A 20,175-nucleotide genomic window follows, 5' to 3' on the forward strand; every position below is an offset into this window, starting at 1 on the left:
CGGAAAGCAGCGGCAGCACAGTGTCACGGGTGTTAAATGGCTACGCACGTCTGTGCGCAGCCATTGCCCGGCTATGCATGGTGCTAAGTGTGATCGGGGTGATATGCCTGGTCGCCGCTGTCTCGTATCAAATCTTCGGCCGTCACGTCCTGAACAACACACCGACCTGGGCCGAAAGCCTGTCGCTGCTGCTGGTGCTGTACGTCACGATGCTGGGTGCGGCTGTGGCCGTGCGCGATGCTGGCCATATCGGCTTTGAATCGCTGGTCAATCTGCTGCCCGAAGCCGGCCAACGGCGCCTGCAGATTGTCATCCATTTGCTGGTGCTGCTGTTCGGTGCGCTCATGGCGTGGTATTGCGGCCAATTGGCCGAGTCGGTGCACAGCTACAAAATTCCCAACCTGGGTCTGTCTGAAGGCTGGAAATACGCGCCTGCCACGTTGTCCGGCGCACTGATCGTGCTGTTCTCGATCGAACACATCATTGCGCTGCTGCGCAATCAAAAGGTGGTCCCCGCATGGCATTGACTCTACTTTCATTGACGTTCATTGGGTTCCTGGTCATCGGAGTGCCGGTCGCCTTTGCCATCGGTCTGGCCTCGATATCGGCCATCGTCTATGAGGACCTGCCTATCGCGGTGGCTTTTCAGCAGATGACCTCGGGCATGAACGCCTTTTCGTTCCTGGCCATTCCGTTTTTTATCTTTACCGGAGAATTGATGTTGTACGGCGGCATTGCCGACCGTATTGTCGCGTTTGCCAAATCCGTCGTCGGTCATGTGCGCGGCGGGCTCGGCATGTCCAATGTCCTGGCTTGCACGCTGTTCGGCGGCGTATCGGGTTCGCCGGTCGCCGACGTTTCGGCAATGGGTTCAGTCATGATCCCGATGATGAAGCGCGAGGGCTACCACGCAGATTACGCGGTGAACGTCACCACGCATGCGGCATTGGTGGGCGCACTGATGCCCACCAGCCACAACATCATCATTTATACCTTGGCTACCGGCGGCAAAGTCTCCATCGCGGCGTTGATTGCCGCCTGCGTTGTACCGGCAGTCATCTTGACGCTTTGCAACTTGGCAGCAGCCTATCTCGTAGCCCGCAAACGCGGTTATCCCGCGGGCACATTTCCCGGATGGGCAGTGGTAGTGCGATCGCTCGTAGCGGCTGCACCGGGGTTGTTTGTCATCGTGCTGATCATTACCGGTATTCTCAGTGGCGTCTTCACCGCCACAGAATCTGCCGCTGTCGCCGTCCTGTATTCACTGGCGCTCACCGCGCTGGTGTACCGTTCGCTGAGTTGGGATCAGTTCATCCGGGCGGCCGCCAAGGCGGTCAAGACCACCGGCATCGTGCTGTTGCTGATCGGTATCTCGGCTACCTTCGGCTATCTGATCGGGTTCTACAGCGTCGCAGAAAAGACCGGTGAACTGATGGGCGCGATCTCTACAGAGCCCTGGGCCATTTTTCTGATGGTCAACATCGCGCTGTTTGTGCTGGGCACTTTTCTGGACATGGCAGCTACGATCCTGATCTGCACGCCGATCTTTCTGCCGATCTGCATGCAGTACGGCATGAGTCCCGTGCAATTCGGCGTGGTCATGCTGTTGAATTGCGCACTGGGACTGAACACGCCTCCGGTAGGCACGGTGCAGTTTGTAGGGTGCGCCATAGGAAAAGTGTCAGTGGGTACCGTCATGCGCACCATATGGCCGTTCTATGGCGCGCTGATTGTGGCGTTGGCCCTCGTGACCTATGTGCCGACGTTCTCGTCGTGGTTGCCTGATCTGCTGTTCAAGTAGACACGACGCAGACTGCGGCGGCATTGCGCATGCCGCCGCGGATCGATCACGCTTGCAAGACTTTGCCAGGATTCATCAATCCCCGCGGATCCAGCGCCTGTTTGATCCGCTTCATCAGGCCCAGCTCCAGGGCACTCTTGTAATGAGGCAGCTCATCACGCTTGAGCTGACCGACTCCATGCTCGGCGCTGATGGAGCCTGCATGCTCGATCACGCTACGATGCACGACGTCGTAAATGTCTTGCTGCAACGCCAGCAGATCAGCCTCTGTCTGGCCCGGCGCACGCGCCACGTTGTAATGCAGGTTGCCATCGCCGAGGTGCCCAAATACCACGTTGCGCACATTGGGAAAGCGTTCCTGCAGCAACCCATTGGTCTTGTGCACAAACCCGGCAATCGATGAAATCGGAATCGACACATCGTGCTTGACGCCTTTGCCTTGCTCAGCCTCGGCCAAGGGAATGCTCTCGCGCAAATGCCATAGTGCACGGCTCTGCGCCACGCTGGCAGCAATGGCCGCATCGGTAACCAGCCCCGCCTCGATCGCCTCGCCCAATACTGCCTCGAAACGCTCGCGGGCATGCGCCTCGCTCTCGCTGTCAGATAGCTCCAGCAAGGCAAACCACGGGGATTTGGCCGAATCGCCCTCAAAGGGCAGCCGCTGCTGGGGAAATAGCTGCACGACGATCTGCAGGCAATCGCCCGCCATCAACTCGAACCCCGTCAGCGACGCCCCGAACCCGGACCGCGCCCGCGACAGCAACTCGACTGCAGCATCGATAGAATCCAATGCCAGCAACGCCGTACAAGAAGCCACGGGTTGCGGATACAACTTCAGGGTGGCGGCGGTAATAATGCCCAGCGTGCCCTCGCTGCCGATATAGAGGTCACGTAAATCGTAACCAGTGTTATCTTTGCGCAGCCCCCGCAGGCCGTTCCATATCTCGCCTTCGGCGGTCACGACCTCCAGCCCTAGCGCCAGTTCGCGGGCATTGCCGTAGCGCAACACCTGCGTACCGCCCGCGTTGGTGGCGAGATTTCCGCCTATCGTGCAACTGCCTTCGGCCGCCAGGCTCAGGGGAAACAGACGCCCGGCTTCGGCGGCCGCCTGCTGCACAGCCTGCAAAATGCAGCCGGCCTCGACCGTAATCGTATCGTTGGCCGTATCGATGGCACGGACGCGGTTCAACCTGCCGGTCGACAGCACGACCGCCTGGCCCGAGTCGTCGGGGGTTGCACCGCCGCACAGACCGGTATTACCGCCCTGCGGCACTACCGGCGTACCGTGCTGGACACACAGCCGCACTGCCTGCGCGACTTGTTCAGTGGAGCCGGGACGGATCACCGCCAACGCGGTTCCCCGATAACGTCGGCGCCAGTCTTGCAGGTACACCGCGGCATCTTCGCCGGTCAGCACATGGGCCGGGCCCAGTAGGGATTGCAATGCGTTCAATAAGCTCATAGCGAAAACCGCAATCAAAGCGCCCGGCCACGCAGGACGACATGGAAGACAGGAGGGTTATTGTAGGGCTGACCAGCAAATTTGGCGGTCCGTTCCGCCGGCAGCCGCCCCGCAACACCCGCGAATCGAGGATAATTCACATTCCTGCACACATAATTCACATTCACGCACACGTAACGCCCTGCTGCTTGAATATGATCAGCCCTATTTGATTATTCATCATTCCCAGGAGCCTGCTTGAACACCGCCACTCATTACCCCGATTCCGTCTTCAAGGCATACGACATCCGGGGCACGGTACCCGATGCATTGAATCCGGCCTTTGCTGTTGCACTGGGCCGCGCGCTGGCCGATCAGGCACGCGCCCAAGGCATTTCCGCGCTGGTGGTCGGCCGCGACGGCCGCCTCAGCAGCGCCGAGCTGTCACAAGCCCTGCAAGACGGCATTCTGGATGGCGGCATCGATACGATCGATATCGGCGAGGTCCCGACTCCGCTGGTGTATTACGCAGCCTACACGCAGAAAACCGGCTCCGGGGTTGCCATTACCGGCAGCCATAACCCGCCGCAATACAACGGGTTCAAAATGATGATGGGCGGCAAGGCGCTCTACGGCCCAGGTGTCCTGGCGCTGCGCGATGCCATGAATACCGCTGCAACGTCCGGGCAAACCGCGCCGGCGAGCCAGCGCGGCACCCGCCGTGAGCTGAATCTGATTGACGAGTACATCCAGCGCATCGTCGGCGACGTCAAACTGGCACGCCCGCTCAAGATCGCCATCGACTGCGGCAACGGCGTTGCCGGCGCCGTGGCGCCACAGCTGTTTCGCGCGCTGGGCTGCGAAGTCACCGAGCTGTTCTGCGAGGTTGACGGCACGTTCCCCAACCACCATCCCGATCCCGCCGACCCGCACAATCTGGAAGACCTGATTCACTGCCTGGCGACGACCGATTGCGAGATTGGCCTGGCGTTCGACGGCGACGGCGACCGTCTGGGCGTGGTCACCAAGTCCGGGCAGATCATTTGGCCTGATCGCCAGTTGATCCTGTTCGCGCGCGACGTGCTGCAACGCTGCCCGGGCGAGACCATCATTTACGACGTCAAGTGCAGCCGCCACGTGGGTCTGGCTGTCGAGGCCGCCGGCGGCAAACCGCTGATGTGGCAGACCGGCCACTCATTGGTCAAAGCCAAACTCGCCGAAACCGGCGCGCCGCTGGCGGGCGAAATGAGCGGCCATATCTTCTTCAAGGAACGTTGGTTCGGTTTCGATGATGGCCTGTACACCGGTGCGCGCCTGCTCGAAATCGTCTCGCGAGAAAGCAACCCCTCGCAGCTCCTCGAAGCCCTGCCGCAAGCCGTCTCCACGCCCGAGCTCAAACTCGAAATGGAAGAAGGCCAGCCATTTGCGCTGATTCAAAAGCTGCAAGCGCAAGGCAAGTTCGACGGTTCCCTGCGCGTGGTCACCATCGATGGCGTGCGTGCAGAATATCCCGATGGTTTCGGCCTGGCGCGTGCGTCGAACACCACGCCGGTCGTCGTGCTGCGATTCGAGGCCGACACGGATGAGGCCCTGACTCGTATCCAGGAGGATTTCCGCAAGCAATTGCAGCAACTCGCCCCTGGTGCGAAATTGCCGTTCTGATTGGGATGGCGGTCAACGCCGAACGAGAGCCTTGACGTCAAGGCTCTCGCAACGCATCCTCGCGGACATCTCGAGTTCAATGCCGCCCGGCTAACGGGCACGCTGATCGAGCAAGGTCTGGTAGATATCCAGATGTTTACGGCACACATCGTCGATATCGAATTCCCGCTCGGCCAACACGCGGCCCGCATGACCCATTTTTTGGCGCAATGCGTCATCGTTGACTAAACGGCCAATCGCTGCGGCCAGCGCTGGCGCATCATGCGAGGGAACGAGCAGCCCCGTCGTATCAGGCTCGATGGCATCACGGCAACCCGGCACATCGGTGGTGACGACCGCACGGCCGCATGCCGCAGCCTCGATCAGCGATTTCGGCAGCCCCTCGCGATATGAAGGCAATACCGCAATATGCGAAGCCGCGTACAACGCGGCGACATCGCTGCGTTCGCCCAGGGCCTCGATAAGGCCTTCTTGCTGCCATGCGTCGACATCGGCTTGCGTGACCGAGGCGGGATTACCAGGGTCGATGCCGCCGGCCAAGCGCATACGCACGTTGACCCCTTCACGGCGCAGGATGCGGGCTGCCTCAACGAACTCCTGCAGTCCCTTGTCCCGCAGCAGACGGGCCACCATCAGTGCCACCACGGGTGGAGGCGGCTCGGCGACAGCGGCATAGTCAGCCAGGTTCACACCGGATCCACGAATCATGACGACTTGCCCATCGCGCACCGCGCCCAGGCCCGCTAGCACGTCGCGATCATTGCCATTCTGAAAAACGATACGGCTGTTGCGGTGGCCGAGCGCCAGGCGATACAACATGGCTACCACCTGCCGTACCAATGCAGCTTTAGCGCCTTTGGCGACAAACACGAAGCCCAGCCCGGAGATCGCCGACACCATGGCAGGCACACCGGCCAGCCGTGCAGCGATGCCGCCGTACAGCACAGGCTTGATCGTCACCAGATGCACCACATCCGGCCGCAAGCGGCGGAATAATTGATACAGCGCCCACACCGTGCGCAGTTCTTGTACGGGATTCTTACCACTGCGCGTCATCGGAATCGCATGATGCGTCAGCCCATGGCCCTGGATGCGCGACACGCTGTCGCCTGCCATGGTGGCCACGTGAACATCGTAACCGGCACGCTGCGCGGCCAGTGCCAATGGCAAACGATGCGAGAGAAAGAACGCGGGATTATTCACCACGAACAGCAAACGAGGTGCGGTCATCTAGCCTCCTGCGCGATGCGGCGCCACACGGCATCGTATGCCGCGACCATGTGGGCCAAGTCGAATTCAGCCAGCACGCGTGCGCGCCCCGGCTCGCCGACAGCCCGACGGCCGCGTGCCGCGATGTCTTGCAATGTCGTAGCGATCCCTTGGGCCAAGGCCTCGGCATTCTCGGGCGGCACGACAGCGGCTGTCTGCCCGACGATGTGGGCCGCATCGCCCACATCCGTGACGACGCAAGGCGTGCCGCAGGCCATGGCCTCGGCGACCACGTTGGGAAAACCTTCTGCGCAACTGGACAGTACGTGCATGTCCAATGCATTCATGACGGCCGGGACGTCATCACTAGGGCCCAACAACAGGACATGATCGCGCAGTCCCAAACGATCTATCAACGCGCCCAGCTCGGCATTGTCTGGCGACATGCCGCGCCCCACCAACGCGCAACGCAACTGAGCCAACGCAGCCGGATCAGCCGTGGTGTCGGGACCAGCCCCTGCGTCCCTCTCGCTGCTGCCATGTCCTTGATCCGCACCCTGTCCGCGATCACGTCTCTGGCGCAGTAGCACGGCCAAAGCCCCCAGCAAATTCGCATGATCCTTCAACGGATCCCAACGCGCCACGCAGCCGATCACAGGAACTTCGTCAGCCAGTTGCCATTGTCCGCGCACGCGCCGGCGAGCCTCAGCATCGGGCTGATAGCGCGATAAATCATAGCCATTGGCAATCACCACGAGGCGATCTGCGCGATAACCATACTGCTCATGACGTACCGCGGCATCGCGTGCAGCGCAAACAATCGCGGCGGGTACGCGACCCGATAGCAACGCGCAGAGCTTCAACACCAATCGGGCCGAGCGGCTGCTGCGTTGCAGATGCGCTCCGGAATTACGAATCCCCCACGCCACGGCACGCACACCGGCCAACCGCGCGGCCACGCCGCCGATCAAGTCCGCGTGATACATCCATGTCTGCACCGCATCCGGCTTTTGCTCGGCCAATAGTTGACGCAATTTCAACACGCCACTCAGGCTGACACGGCCACGCGCCATACCCAGCGTATGCACGGTGACGCCTGCAGCACGCAGGCGCTCTCCATACACACCCTCATCCGTCAACGACACCACCGTGTGATGTACCTGTTGGTCGGGATACGTCACCAAGCGAAACAGGACAGCTTCGGCGCCGCCCTGCCCCAAACCCGTAATCACATGCGTGACGCGCAAAGTCGCAGGCGTATTCACGATCTGCCTCGCACGCTGTCAAACAAGGCATCCCATTGCGCCAATACCGCCGGCAACGCATAGCGATTGCGTACCGACTCGGCGGCACGTTTGCCCAATTCCTGACGCAAGGCCGGGTCGGACAATACGCGGCGCAACCCCTCGCGCAGCTTGTCCCGGTCACCCGCGGGCACCAGCACGGCGTCCTGGCCATCGCGCGTCATCTCTCGCGGACCGCTCGGGCAATCGAACGTCACGCAAGGCAGGCCCAATGCCATCGACTCCAACAACACATTTGGAAAACCCTCTACCGCCGAGCTCAGCACAAACGCCTGTCCCTGAGATAACGCATCCCACGGAGCGTCGGTGCGCCCGCGCAGTTGCACGCGATGCTGCAGGCCCGCTGCATCGATACGCGCCTGCAGATCGTCGCGATCCGCGCCTTCGCCCCAGATACTGAGATCCCAATCGGAAAACTCGTCGGCCAAGTCGGCAAAAACGTCGATCAGTAAATCGAACCGTTTGGCCGGCGCCAGCCGTCCCATCGCCAACAGCTGTTTGCGCGGCGTGACGGCCTGCGTATCCACCAAGGGCGCGTCCAGCAACTCGGGCGGCAAAGGATTGGGGATGACTTTCAATTGCTTGATGCCGGGCACATCACGTGCAAATGGAGCGACCGTATCATCGGCCTGCACCGTCACCATGTCGGCACGAGGATAGAGCCAGCGGCGCGCAATACGCCACACACGGCCCGTCGAGAGTTCCGCGACTGGGTTCGTCCGTTCGCAGACAATCAGTGGAATATCCGACTTGCCCAGCACCTTCGTTGCCAGGATCGCGGCCACATTGACGTTGGTCAGAAAGGACACCACCACATCAGGGGCCTGTTCGCGAATCAATTCCCGCAATGCGCGCAGTCGCCGCCACGCGGTCAATGGGCCGCCGCTGCGCGTGCCGACCCGATCGGCCAGCCAGATCAGATTCACGGCATCGGAAACAGGATAAAAACACGTACCCTTGGAGGAATAAGTGGGCACCAGTGTCACGGTATCACCGCGATCGGTCCAGGCGTTTACTAACGTGGCGGCCACCCGTTCGGCTCCGCCTGCATGCATGGAACTGACCAGCAGCAATATTTTCATCGTGAAGCATCCTTTTCGCCGGCAACGCCGGCGTGATAGCGATCCAACCAGGCCTGCATCATCAGCACGCCCCACAAGCGGCTGCTCCAGTCGCGATGACCGGAGACATGCTCACGCCATTTGTGCAGGATGGGTTCGGGTTCAAACCAGCCCTCCTGGCGCAAGCGCGCCGGGTCCAGCAACGATTCGGCCCAATCTCGCAACGGCCCGCGCAGCCAGCTCGCCAGCGGCACGGCAAATCCGCGCTTGGGACGATCCACCAAAGACTGAGGCACATGGCGGTACAGCACTTGGCGCAACAACCACTTGCCGGTGTCGCCGCGCACCTTGTATTCAAAGGGCAAGCGCCAGGCAAACTCATAAACACGATGGTCCAACAAGGGTACGCGCGTTTCGAGACTGACTGCCATGGCAGCGCGATCGACCTTGACCAGAATGTCATCCGGCATATAGGTCACCGTGTCGAGCTTCATCATTACGTCGAACACGGAGCCGTCCATAGACTGTTCGAACAACGACGGAGGCTCGACCCCTTGCTTGACGACCGAAGTCGGGTCCGACCAATACGAAACGAACGACCGATAAAAATCACCATGCGTGTCGGCGCGTAGCATCTCGCCGAATTTGCCTACTTTACCGCGCCAGGCGCCACGTCCAGGCAATGCCGTGGACGCCCCCATGATGGCGCCCATCGCATGACGCACCGGGCCGGGGAAACGTTCACACTTGCGCCACCAATCCCGCACGCGAAAATACCGTGAGTAACCACCAAACAGCTCGTCGCCACCGTCACCAGACAGCGCCACGGTCACATGCTGGCGCGCCAAGCGCGTCACCAGCGCGGTAGGGATCTGCGAAGAATCTGCAAACGGCTCGTCATACATATCGGCCAACGTCGGCACGACAGCCAGGGCATCGTCGGCCGTGACGTAGAGCTCGGTATGGTCGGTGCCCAGATGCTGCGCCACCGCCTTGGCGTGCTCGGCTTCGTTATATTTTTTCTCGTGGAATCCAATCGCAAATGTACGCACAGGCTGCGAGCTTTGCGCCTGCATCAGTGCGACAATCGTCGACGAATCAATGCCGCCCGACAAGAACGCGCCCAGGCTCACGTCTGACAGCATCTGTCCACCCACCGCCTTGGACAGCACTGCCTCGAGTTCATCGGTGGCCTGTGCATCCGAGGCAAAACTGCTGCGTGTCTGCACACCCTGATCCGCCATCTGCAAGGCAGACCAATAGGCATGATGTGCGGGCACACGCTGCGCGCGCATGTCCGCCTCGGAAATTTCCAGCCACGTTCCGGGTGGCAGCTTGTAGATGCCTTCGTAGATGGATTGCGGCGAAGGAATGTAGTTATGGCGCATCAGCGAAGTAATCGCAGCGCGGCTCAGCTGGCGGCCAAACCCTGGAATCGGCATCAAGCCCTTCAGCTCGGAGGCGAACACCAGATTGGCGCCCGTATAGCCGTAGTACAACGGCTTTTCGCCCATCCGGTCTCGCGCGAGCGTCAACGTGCGGCGCTCACGATCCCACAAGGCAATCGCGTACATGCCCACGGCGGCCTGCAAGGTCGCCTCGACACCCAATGCGGCGAAGCTGGCCAGTACGGTTTCCGTGTCCGAGTGCCCACGCCACTGAGGCGCCTGCCCGGACTGCTCCAGGCGAGCGCGCAACTCCATATGGTTGTAGATCTCGCCGTTGAGCACCAGTACATAACGGCCGCAGGCAGACACCATAGGCTGATGCCCAGCCTCGGTCAGGTCCAGAATGGCCAGACGGACATGCGCCAGCGCCACATCGGCTGCAGGGTCTTCCCAAAAGCCATTGCTGTCAGGACCACGATGCCGAATACGCCGGCAGCTCTCTGCCAGCACCTGCGCCTTGTCCTGCAAGGCTCCCCAGATTCCGACTATTCCACACATGATGGTTTCTTCCGTGCTCGTCCAGACGACTGTTGGGCCGGGCGATCAGCCCTGCCCTCGCACATCGTCGAAAAGTTGTTGCCACAAGCCCAGCACCCGCTGAGCCGAAAATCGTTCACGCGCTTCGATGGCCCGCTGCGCCAAAGCCTGACGGGTCTCGTCATCGTCCATCAACGCCGACAGCGCCGCCGCCATGGCCGCGACATCACCGTTGGGCCGAACCAGTACGCCATCCGTACCGTCACGGACGACCTCGCGCGGCCCGGTATCGCAATCAAAGCAGACCGCAGCCAATCCGCTGGCCAAAGACTCCAGCAAGGTATTGGACAAACCCTCGAAACGAGAGCTCAGAACATAGATGTCCGCACTCGCATACCAGTCGCCCACATTGCCTACCCGCCCTGGCATGCTGACACGCCCCTGCAAACCCGCCGCATCGATCTGGGTCTGCAAGCGTTGGCGTTCGCCACCCTCGCCCAGGATGATCAGATCCCACTGCGGGTACCGATCCGCAATCTGCGCATAGGCCTGTACCAGCAGGTCGAACCCCTTGTCCGGATGCAATCGTCCCACCGCCAACAGACGGCGTCGGCTATCGGCTGCAGGCGGCGCGACGACCGGCTCGGCACGCGACAACGGCCAATGCACCGGATTCGGAATCACTGCGAGCTTGCTGCCCGGTACGTGCTGTTCCAACCAATCCGCCGTGCCACGTGTGAGCGCCACCACGCGGGCGGCCTGCGGGTACGTCCACCGGCGCAAGCGTTGCCATAACCCAGACAACGTCTGCGATGGCGGATGCGTGTGTTCTGTCGCGATGACTTGGCACGGCATACCGCGCGCGGCCATCACCGCCAACACCGACGCCGTCGTCATCATGCCCAGCACGATATCGGGCTGAAACTCTCGCAACACCCGGCGCAAAGCATGCACGCGCCGCACATTCGCCCATATCCCGCGTAAGCCACCGCCCTCGCCTGCCGTGTGCAGGATTTTGCGCTGCACGTGCGGATGCAGCGTGTAGGCATCGTCGCGGGCGTCCGCTTGCGTAACCAGCATGACTTGCCAGCCGGCCTGCGCCCAATGCGCGCTCAAATCGGCAGCGACGCGCTCGGCGCCACCGCCATGCAGCGAGTGGATAAAGATCAGGACACGCGGCTCACGCATCGCGGGCGAATCCATCAAACGGTCTCCTTAGCGGCCGGCGGCTCATGACGCTGTAATGCCACCACGAGATAACACGCAAACGACAAGGCATACATCAGCGCCGTGGCCAACATGATGCCCGATGCCCCCATACGCGGCGCGAGCACGGTGTTCAACACCGCCTTGAGCAGAAAATTGGCGACCGCGATCAGCGCCATGACGCGATATCGATTCTGGCTCGCCAACAGTTGCACCAGAATCAGCACCCCGAAATAAAACGGCAGTTGCAGCAGTCCCCAGCGAAATACCTCGGCTACGGCCTGAGTATTGTCGGCGCTAAATGCACCGCGCTGGTACAACACCGACACGCCCCAAGGCGCCAACACCCACGCAATCGCCACCGCAACGGCGCCAGCCCCGAGCATCAAGACCGACCATTTCAAAGCCATCGTACGCGCCCGCGCGGCATCGCCACGGCTCTGGATATCAGCCAGCACCGGTAACGCCGCCCGCCCGACGGACACGGCGCCGATACCGATCAATAACGATAACAACCGAGCCGCATATCCCAGCGTCGCATTGGCGTTGTCGCCCAGATTGGCGGCTGTGTACTGATCCAGCGGACCAACGAAACTCATCGCGACTTGGCCCACCAGCATGATGCCCGCCGCGCTTACCAGCTCGGGCCAGTGCGATGACTGCATCGTCAGGCGCGGCGTACCCCAAAAACCGTTATCGGCGCGCGCCGCCAGCCAAGCCAGCCACACCGCCTGAATCGCATAGCCGACCAACGTCCCCCACAACAAGGGGCCCACATCGTGCGGTGAGGCCGCGGCCAGCATGACCCATGCCAGCGTAGCGATGGCCGGCACGCTGTCCAGCAAGGTATTGACGTGCCGCTCGTGTGAGCGCAAACGCGCCCCGCTGATGCCTGCCATCAACAAGAACACCGTGACCGGCACAAACGCCAGCAGCAAATCCGTACTCATGCTGGCGACCTGCACGGACAGGCCGCTGCCCAGCCATTGCAATACCCAGGGCCAGGCCAGCGCAGTCGCCACAGCCAATACCAGCCCCAGCATCAGCATCCAGCCTTGGAGCTCGCTGATGAACAGGTCGCGTTCCTTGCCCCCCGTGCGCCTCAGGCGCACGAGCACAGGAATCAATACCACCCCCAGGACGCCGACGATCGTGACCGGCAACCAGTTGGTCATGGTCATCGTGAACTGATAGGCATCTACCGCATCGCTGATGCCATAACGATACGCGACCGCCATTTCCTTGACAGCGCCGGCAGCCTTGCCCAGGATCAAGAAAACTGCCACACGGAACGCAGCCTTGAAGATGCGTTGATGATCCGGATGGATCGCGTTGACTCTGCGAATGAGCGCTTTCAAGAATTCTCCCACTCGCCTATGATTCGTCGCGGTAAAAGCGACCGCACGGCACGCGGGCGGCCCGGCAGAGCGCGCCCGCGGCCTTTGGAATGATCAACCCAGGAATTTGACGTACCAGGGCATCGCGGTTTCCAGGCCACGCAGAATATCGAACGCGGGCTGATAACCCAGCAGTTTGCTTGCCTTGCTGATATCGGCCTGCGAATGCCGTACATCGCCCGCCCGGAAATCCACGTACACCGGCTTTTTGTCGTATTGCACGCCCTCCGTGGCCAAGGTTTTGGCCAGAAAGCCATACAACTGAGTCAGCGTCGTGCGTCCGCTATAGGCCACGTTGTACACCTGATTGATGCCTTCTTCGGGCGCCATTGCAGCCAGCAAATTGGCCTGCACGGCGTTGTCCACAAAGCAGAAATCCCGGCTGGTTTCGCCATCACCGTTGATGTTGACGTCCTCGCCGCCGATCATGGCGGCTGTCCATTTCGGGATGACCGCCGCGTAGGCGCCATCGGGATCCTGGCGCTTGCCGAACACGTTGAAGTAACGCAGGCCCACGCTGCGGAAACCGTACGAGCGCGCAAACACATCCGCATATAACTCGTTGACGTATTTGGTGACTGCGTAGGGCGACAGCGGCTTGCCGATCTGGTCTTCGACCTTGGGCAAGGCCGGATGATCGCCATAGGTCGAGCTGGAGGCGGCGTACACGAAGGTCTTGACCTTGGCATCGCGAGCTGCGACCAGCATGTTCAGCGAACCACTGATGTTGACCGCATTCGTCGTGATCGGATCGTTCAACGAACGAGGCACCGACCCCAGCGCCGCCTGATGCAACACATAGTCCACGCCTTGCGTGGCCTTCTGGCAATCCTCGAGATTGCGGATATCGCCCTCGATAAAGGTAAAGCGCGCCCATTGAGCGGGCTCCACCGAATCGCGCACCTCATCCAGATTGCGCTGATGGCCGGTCGCGAAGTTATCCAACCCCACGACTGTCTGGTCGAGCTTGAGCAGCGCTTCCAGCAAGTTTGATCCGATGAAACCAGCGCAGCCCGTGACCAGCCATTTACGCGGCGTAGCGCGCAACTCGCGCTGAATGCTTTCGTAACGTTCGCTCATACCACCCTCTTTACAGACGCAGGTCGGATTCGTTGGTGGCCAGCACGTACTTCAAGTCGTACAACACATGCTTGGCCTTGCCCAGTTTACGAATCTCGGCAGCGCCCATTTTGACGAATTGTTCATGCGACACCGCCAGGATGATGGCGTCGTATTTGCCCTGTTCCGGTTTGGCGACGGGCGTGATGCCGTATTCGTGCACGGCTTCTTCCGGATCGACCCAGGGATCGTAAACGTCGACATCGACGTTGTATTCCCCCAGCTCGTGCACGATGTCGACCACGCGGGTGTTGCGCAGGTCGGGGCAGTTTTCCTTGAAGGTCAGGCCCATCACCAGTACGCGCGCGCCCTGTACATGGATACGCTCTTTGGTCATGGCCTTGACCAGCTGCGACACTACGTAGCCGCCCATGGAGTCGTTCAGACGACGGCCTGCCAGAATGATTTCCGGGTGGTAGCCGATGGATTGCGCCTTGTGCGTCAGATAGTACGGATCCACGCCGATGCAATGACCGCCCACCAGACCCGGACGGAACGGCAGGAAATTCCATTTGGTGCCGGCAGCCTGCAGTACGGCCTCGGTGTCGATGCCCATCTTGTTAAAGATCAGGGCCAGCTCATTGATCAACGCGATGTTCACGTCACGCTGTGTGTTTTCGATGACCTTGGCGGCCTCGGCCACACGAATGCTGGACGCCTTGTGCGTGCCCGCCGTGATGATTTCGTTATATAGCGCATCGACCAGATCGGCGATTTCGGGCGTGGAACCCGAGGTCACTTTCTTGATCGTGCTGACGCGGTGCGCCTTGTCGCCCGGGTTGATACGCTCGGGGCTATAGCCGGCGTAGAAATCCTCGTTGAATTTCAGGCCCGACACGCGTTCCAGCACCGGCACGCAGTCTTCTTCGGTGGCGCCAGGATAGACGGTGGACTCGTAAATGACGATATCGCCGCGCTTGAGTACCGCACCGATGGTTTCGCTGGCCTTGACCAGCGGTGTCAGATCGGGCTGTTTGTATTCGTCAATAGGCGTAGGCACCGTCACAATGTACACATTGGCCTTGGCCAACTCGGCACGCTCGGCGGTATATGTCAGATGCTTGGCCTCGGCCAACTCGGCGTCATCGACCTCCAGCGTGTGGTCATGACCAGCCTGCAGGGCCTGAATACGCTTGACGTTGATATCAAACCCGATGACCGGACGCTTCTTGCCGAACTCCACGGCCAGCGGCAGCCCGACATAACCGAGGCCGACCACGGCAAGTTTTACCTCATCGATACGCAAGATAGCTCTCCCTTTGCCGCGCTACGATCACGGCATTTTAAATAGGAACGGGGAAAATTGTAACAGTGGCCCTTGACCCGTTGTGGGCCTGTCGCCAGGACATTCACTCAGTGAGTACGTGGCAACAACAGCCACCCCGGACGACGCCACGACACCAGCCGCACGTACAGCCAGATATAGGCTGCCGCAAAGACAGCAAGACTCAAGCTCAGGATCCAGGCGTTGTCCCACCAGATGGTCGCCGGGACCAGGCCTATCAAGGCCAACACCCACATATATGGGGAAGCCAGGGCATTGCACAAGGCCGGTACGGCATGACGGCGCCCGCGGCTGAACGTCACCCGGACCAAGCGGCGAAACACCAACTGGTGCAAGTGCAGCGCATCCGGCTGATCCACCGGCACACCACGCTTGAAACGGCGGCGCCAGATCGAAAAACCGGTTTCGAATACAGGATAAAACAGCACGGCCAAGGCATAAAAAGGCGACACGGACGGATTGCGCACCACCAGGAGCACCGCCAGTTCCGCCAACATAAAGCCCAGGAAATATGCCCCGCCATCGCCCAGAAACACCCGGCCAAACGGGAAATTCCACACCAGAAAGCCCAGCGTGGCCGACGCCAGCGACGCCGCGATCATAAAGATAGGCATATCGCCGACCTGCAGCGCGACCAGCGCGATGGACACGGCCATCAGCGTAGCCACCATACCCGCCAGGCCGTTCATACCATCCACGATATTCAGCGCGTGCGTACAGCCACCGACAGCGAACATCGTGAACACCAGCGAAACGGGCCAGAACGACAGTACCCAATCTACCGGGGCAATACCGACACGGCTGACGCCGCCCAGCAGCCACCACGCAATCGCCGCAGACAGAAAAGCCGCCAGCAGACGTTTACTGGCACCGATATCTTTTGTAATGTCTTCGAGCAGGCCTGCGACAAACACAGGCAGCGCTGCCACAAACAGCGCGGGCCACAGCCAGGTCAGCGTCATATTGCTGGGCCCCAGCACCAACAGGCCCGCCAAAGAGCCTGCCAACACGGCCAAACCACCCACGCGAGGCGTCGCACGCGTGTGCGAGGCCTGCGGCTTGCTCAGGTCGCTATCACCGGTAAATGCACCATGCCAGCGTTCGGAGGCAACAATGAGCCCCCCAACCATGAACGCCGCCACGCAGATATACAACCAAGTCACAAAATCTAACCCCCACGCTGCGCCTTCGGCTTGTTGCCCTCGCAAGAAGGCGTTTTGCCTTGAGCCGGCTCGGCGGCAAAAAAGCAGATTGGGCGGAATGCCCGGAAACACACCATTATCTACAGTGCGTGTAACGCTCTTGTATGTAGGGCATAAACAAGTGCAAGGCACCCCCACAAAACGTAACGGCGCTATGGATATGAGCCTACATTACACACCTAGTTTCAACGGATTGTAATGCTATCCCTACGCCAACCGAGACAAAGAATTACGGGGTGTCTGAACAGGCTCTACAACGAGGGCTCGTCACTCGGGTTCTATCGCCGTCGAGCGTCCTCGAGTCGGCTCCATATCGCAAAGTCGGGTCTATCCGCAAGAATTGGGGACACAACAATTCTGATTAAAAAAAAGCCCGAGATCTTGCGATCTCGGGCTAAATCCACCAAAGGAGGAGGGTGGAGGAGACAACCGGGGCATGTTGGGGTGAACACTGCATCAGGTTCGACCGCTACGCATCGGGGTGATTCACCGCGCCGCTGCGTTTTCAACATCCATGAATGAATATTAGCGCATGGTTTTGTGCGATGCAAGATATTTTTTTAGCTGGGATTTTGATCGCCGTTGAGTGTTGCAAAACCACATCACCTCGCCGGAAAGCCGCACCGCAGCACGCACATGCATCAAACCTGATTTTAGGTAAAAGGGTAAACCCTTGCGGGCTTACCCTATAGTTTTCAACCACTTATACCGAGTGCATTGAGGCATTTCTTATCCATATGAGGATTTTGTTGTGCGACGCACCAAGCGTCTGCCACTACCCTCGCCCCGCCTTCGCGCTTCAAATCCGATAGGCGGTGGTGGTCATCACACGCGACATCGCGCGCATCATTCCCCGTACGGGCATAGGCAGGGACACCCCGCCGGCATCTTCGGCGCTCGCTCGATGCTTTGCCTCGTCGTCTTTCATCTTGCTCACGATCTGGCGCGAACGCTGGTCGGTCGCCGGCAAAGCAGACAAATGGCTGTCGAGATGCTCTTCAACCTGACGTTCGGTCTCGGCCATGAAACCTAGATTACGCGGCGCGCCTGCATAACTGGCCAGCACACCCAACGTAAACGAGCCCGCGTACCAGATCGGGTTGAGCAGGCTGGGACGGCTGCCCAGCTCCTCGAGCCGTTGGGTGCACCAGACGAGGTGGTCGACCTCTTCGACGGCTGCATCGAGGAGCAATTTTTTAATCGGTTCCTCTCGGCAGGCCGCTGCCTGGCCCCGATAGAGCGCCTGCGCACATACCTCGCCGACATGATTGACGCGCATCAAGCCCGCGGCATGACGCTTTTCTTGCTCCGTCAGCGGTGGCTCGGGCTCGGCCGCCTCGGCAGGGTTGGGACGAGACGCCGTCGCCGCCCCCGTCAACACTCGCAATGCCCGGTCAACCTCGCCAAACAAAGCGTCAAGCGGACCTCGCCGGCGTGAAAAAGGGGCGAAATCGGACATTGAGGGTGACACAGACATAAATAGAACTCCTAAGTGGACATCCCCGGCTATGGCCGAGGTTCTCCTCTAGGAATTGTACGGAAATGCATAAAGACATGCCGCGCGCGCCGGCTCGCGGGCTAACCAGTCGCTGCCGTCGGCCAGGTTGAGCGAGAGGCCCTCGAGCAGTCCATCAAAGGGATAAACAGCGCGGCGTTTGACAGTACACAGCGCCGTGTCGGCATGGACGCTATTGAGGAGGAATTGCATCGCACCGGCCATGGACGGAACCCGCAGCAACAACGAGCTCTCATTGTCCAGCCAGCGTTGACCAAACGCTCGGGTCGCCTCCGTGTCGTGACCCCGTAAAAGCGCCGGCGGTGGCGTCGTGATGCAACGTGCCGGCGCGTTGATTTCGAGCAGCCGATAGGTGCGCGGCAGTTGATGAGGATGCGGCACCTCGGCCAAGGCCAGGCGCGCACAAATTGCGGCAGCTGGACTCGCATCCAACAGGATCACCGGTGCACCCGCCACCGCCCAGCGCCCGTCCAGAACTGCCGTACCCGTCAAATTGTCGCTATTGCTCAACCGCCAAAGTGTCGTCAAGGTTGTATGTCTCCTAATACATTGTGGGTATGGCTGCAGCGGGCCGTCCGGCCTGCGCCGCCATATGCCTCGTCGGCGCGCCCACGTCAGAGCCCGCTGCCTTGATCGATCGCGATCAGCCAGCGCTCCAGCAAGGGGGCATCGGCGGCGCAACGGGCCAGTTCCAGGGGCGCACGGCCATGCAGGCGGCTTTTGGGCTGACGCAGCCACGCGCGGGCCGTGTCTCGATTGCCAAAGACCAGTTCTGCCAACCAGACGACGCGCACAGCGCGGTACAGCGACACCACATATTTGCGGGTCATCTCAGCCGGAGGAGCCGGTTCGATCAGGCACGACAGGCTGACTTCGGTCAGATCATCCCGCAGGATCTCGAGCAACACGGGACCCATTGCCGTCGACCGGGGCGAGCTCACATAACCAAGCGATGCCTCGATACGCCGCTGCAACCTGGTGCGCACGTCCAGGCCTGCGTTGTCTTTATTGGACGGTTGCCGCCGTCTCGATGGCTTTGAAAGCCGCGTTGACTTCACTGCCGTCGATACTGACTGTTCCGCCATTAATCAGTCCCTCCAGATAAGCCCGCGCCGCTTGCTGTTGACGCTGGGTGCGCAATGCGATGCGCAGTTGGTCTTGTACCTGCGCGAGCGGCGGCACTTGGGCCATGTGCGCATCTACGACTTTGATGATGTGGACACCACCCGGCATTTGAATGGGATCGCTGACCTCGCCCTCGGACAGGTGCTGCACGACTTCGCGCAGGCCCGGCACCAATTGCTGCAACGTCATTTCACCGCTGTCGCCGCCCTGCTTGGCCGTGGCCGCGTCCTGCGAATATTCGCGCGCGAGGGAGGCAAAATCGGCATTGGCGGCGCGCGCTTGCTTGACCAAGTCGGCTGCCTGTTTGCGAGCCTTTGCTACGGCCTGGTTATCGGTGTACGGGGCGGCCAGGAAGATCTGGCTGACGCGATAGCGCGCAGGCATGGTCAACTGCGACTTGCTCTGATCGTAGGCAGCCTGCAGTTCCTGTTGCGAGGGGTAATCGTCAGGCGGCTGGCTGACCGACTCCAGATACGTGCGCAGCACCACCTGATTGTGGGCCAGCTCCAGCACACGGTGAATTTCCGGACGTTCGGGCCAGCCCTGCAGGGTGGCCTGTTCGATCAACGCTTTTTCGGCCAAACGGCCGCGCAGCCACTGATCCAGCGATGCCCGGTCGGCCTGTAACTGCAGACGCTGCTCGGACGGCAAACCACGCAAGACCGCGTCCATGTCGGCACGCGAAATCGAAATGGTGCCCAGCGTGGCCACGGGTTTGCTGACGTCGATCTTGGATGGCGCGGACTTGCCTGCGCTTTGAGTGACCGGTCCGGAGGCGGCGCCACCCACCGCTCGGACCGGCGTGTTCGGCGCGCCCTGCGATTGCGCGTGCGCATCGCCGCCGTCGCCGCAGCCGCCCAACAATGCCGCGCTCAACCCGAGCACGGCGGCCACACGCAAGATATTGCTTTCGTTCATAAGG

At 60.8% G+C, this 20,175-nt stretch carries 17 protein-coding genes; 3 read left to right on the top strand and 14 right to left on the bottom strand.

Annotation, left to right across the window (positions count from 1 at the left end; translation table 11 throughout):
- The first annotated feature begins 77 nt into the window (after positions 1-77).
- Entirely contained in the window at positions 78-527 is a 450-nt protein-coding gene (locus ACYVIT_RS18670) for a TRAP transporter small permease (RefSeq protein WP_415806874.1), read from the top strand.
- Complete coding sequence (locus ACYVIT_RS18675) at positions 518-1,801, top strand: TRAP transporter large permease (RefSeq protein ID WP_415806709.1); 1,284 nt, start codon at positions 518-520, stop codon at positions 1,799-1,801. Before ACYVIT_RS18670 ends, ACYVIT_RS18675 begins: the two co-directional genes overlap by 10 nt.
- Before the next feature lie 46 nt (positions 1,802-1,847).
- Here the strand turns inward: ACYVIT_RS18675 and ACYVIT_RS18680 are convergent, their stop codons facing one another.
- Positions 1,848-3,263, bottom strand: a complete 1,416-nt coding sequence (locus tag ACYVIT_RS18680; protein WP_415806708.1) for an FAD-binding oxidoreductase — start codon at positions 3,261-3,263, stop codon at positions 1,848-1,850.
- A 237-nt stretch (positions 3,264-3,500) separates the two neighbouring features.
- On the opposite strand from ACYVIT_RS18680, the gene ACYVIT_RS18685 reads away from it, so the two are divergent.
- On the top strand, positions 3,501-4,904 hold the full coding sequence (locus tag ACYVIT_RS18685; protein ID WP_415806707.1) for a phosphomannomutase/phosphoglucomutase: 1,404 nt from the start codon (positions 3,501-3,503) through the stop codon (positions 4,902-4,904).
- 90 nt (positions 4,905-4,994) lie between these two features.
- Here ACYVIT_RS18685 and ACYVIT_RS18690 read toward each other — a convergent pair whose 3' ends face one another.
- The 13 genes from ACYVIT_RS18690 to ACYVIT_RS18750 form a co-directional block, all read right to left on the bottom strand.
- Complete coding sequence (locus ACYVIT_RS18690) at positions 4,995-6,134, bottom strand: glycosyltransferase family 4 protein (protein ID WP_415806706.1); 1,140 nt, start codon at positions 6,132-6,134, stop codon at positions 4,995-4,997.
- Positions 6,131-7,378, bottom strand: a complete 1,248-nt coding sequence (locus ACYVIT_RS18695; protein ID WP_415806705.1) for a glycosyltransferase family 4 protein — start codon at positions 7,376-7,378, stop codon at positions 6,131-6,133. The genes ACYVIT_RS18690 and ACYVIT_RS18695 overlap by 4 nt, the downstream gene beginning before the upstream one ends.
- Positions 7,375-8,499 (bottom strand): glycosyltransferase family 4 protein, encoded by a 1,125-nt coding sequence (locus ACYVIT_RS18700; protein WP_415806704.1) that lies wholly within the window; start codon positions 8,497-8,499, stop codon positions 7,375-7,377. The genes ACYVIT_RS18695 and ACYVIT_RS18700 overlap by 4 nt, the downstream gene beginning before the upstream one ends.
- Positions 8,496-10,424: an asparagine synthase (glutamine-hydrolyzing) gene (gene asnB / locus ACYVIT_RS18705; RefSeq protein WP_415806703.1), complete on the bottom strand. Its 1,929-nt coding sequence runs from the start codon at positions 10,422-10,424 to the stop codon at positions 8,496-8,498. The genes ACYVIT_RS18700 and asnB overlap by 4 nt, the downstream gene beginning before the upstream one ends.
- A gap of 45 nt (positions 10,425-10,469) precedes the next feature.
- Positions 10,470-11,606 (bottom strand): glycosyltransferase family 4 protein, encoded by a 1,137-nt coding sequence (locus ACYVIT_RS18710; protein ID WP_415806702.1) that lies wholly within the window; start codon positions 11,604-11,606, stop codon positions 10,470-10,472.
- Positions 11,606-12,967, bottom strand: coding sequence for a murein biosynthesis integral membrane protein MurJ (gene murJ, locus ACYVIT_RS18715; RefSeq protein ID WP_415806701.1), 1,362 nt, complete (start codon positions 12,965-12,967; stop codon positions 11,606-11,608). The genes ACYVIT_RS18710 and murJ overlap by 1 nt, the downstream gene beginning before the upstream one ends.
- Before the next feature lie 93 nt (positions 12,968-13,060).
- Positions 13,061-14,086, bottom strand: coding sequence for an SDR family oxidoreductase (locus ACYVIT_RS18720; RefSeq protein WP_415806700.1), 1,026 nt, complete (start codon positions 14,084-14,086; stop codon positions 13,061-13,063).
- A 10-nt stretch (positions 14,087-14,096) separates the two neighbouring features.
- On the bottom strand, positions 14,097-15,371 hold the full coding sequence (gene tviB / locus ACYVIT_RS18725; protein ID WP_415806699.1) for a Vi polysaccharide biosynthesis UDP-N-acetylglucosamine C-6 dehydrogenase TviB: 1,275 nt from the start codon (positions 15,369-15,371) through the stop codon (positions 14,097-14,099).
- A 107-nt stretch (positions 15,372-15,478) separates the two neighbouring features.
- Positions 15,479-16,573, bottom strand: a complete 1,095-nt coding sequence (locus ACYVIT_RS18730; RefSeq protein WP_415806873.1) for an MraY family glycosyltransferase — start codon at positions 16,571-16,573, stop codon at positions 15,479-15,481.
- A gap of 838 nt (positions 16,574-17,411) precedes the next feature.
- Positions 17,412-18,089, bottom strand: coding sequence for a 2-polyprenyl-3-methyl-6-methoxy-1,4-benzoquinone monooxygenase (gene coq7 / locus ACYVIT_RS18735; protein WP_415806698.1), 678 nt, complete (start codon positions 18,087-18,089; stop codon positions 17,412-17,414).
- Between the two features lie 48 nt (positions 18,090-18,137).
- Entirely contained in the window at positions 18,138-18,656 is a 519-nt protein-coding gene (locus ACYVIT_RS18740; protein WP_415806697.1) for an RES family NAD+ phosphorylase, read from the bottom strand.
- A gap of 86 nt (positions 18,657-18,742) precedes the next feature.
- On the bottom strand, positions 18,743-19,114 hold the full coding sequence (locus ACYVIT_RS18745) for an antitoxin Xre/MbcA/ParS toxin-binding domain-containing protein (protein WP_415806696.1): 372 nt from the start codon (positions 19,112-19,114) through the stop codon (positions 18,743-18,745).
- Between the two features lie 19 nt (positions 19,115-19,133).
- Positions 19,134-20,171, bottom strand: a complete 1,038-nt coding sequence (locus tag ACYVIT_RS18750; protein WP_415806695.1) for a peptidylprolyl isomerase — start codon at positions 20,169-20,171, stop codon at positions 19,134-19,136.
- Positions 20,172-20,175 lie beyond the last annotated feature (4 nt).

The organism is Bordetella muralis, assembly GCF_054781015.1.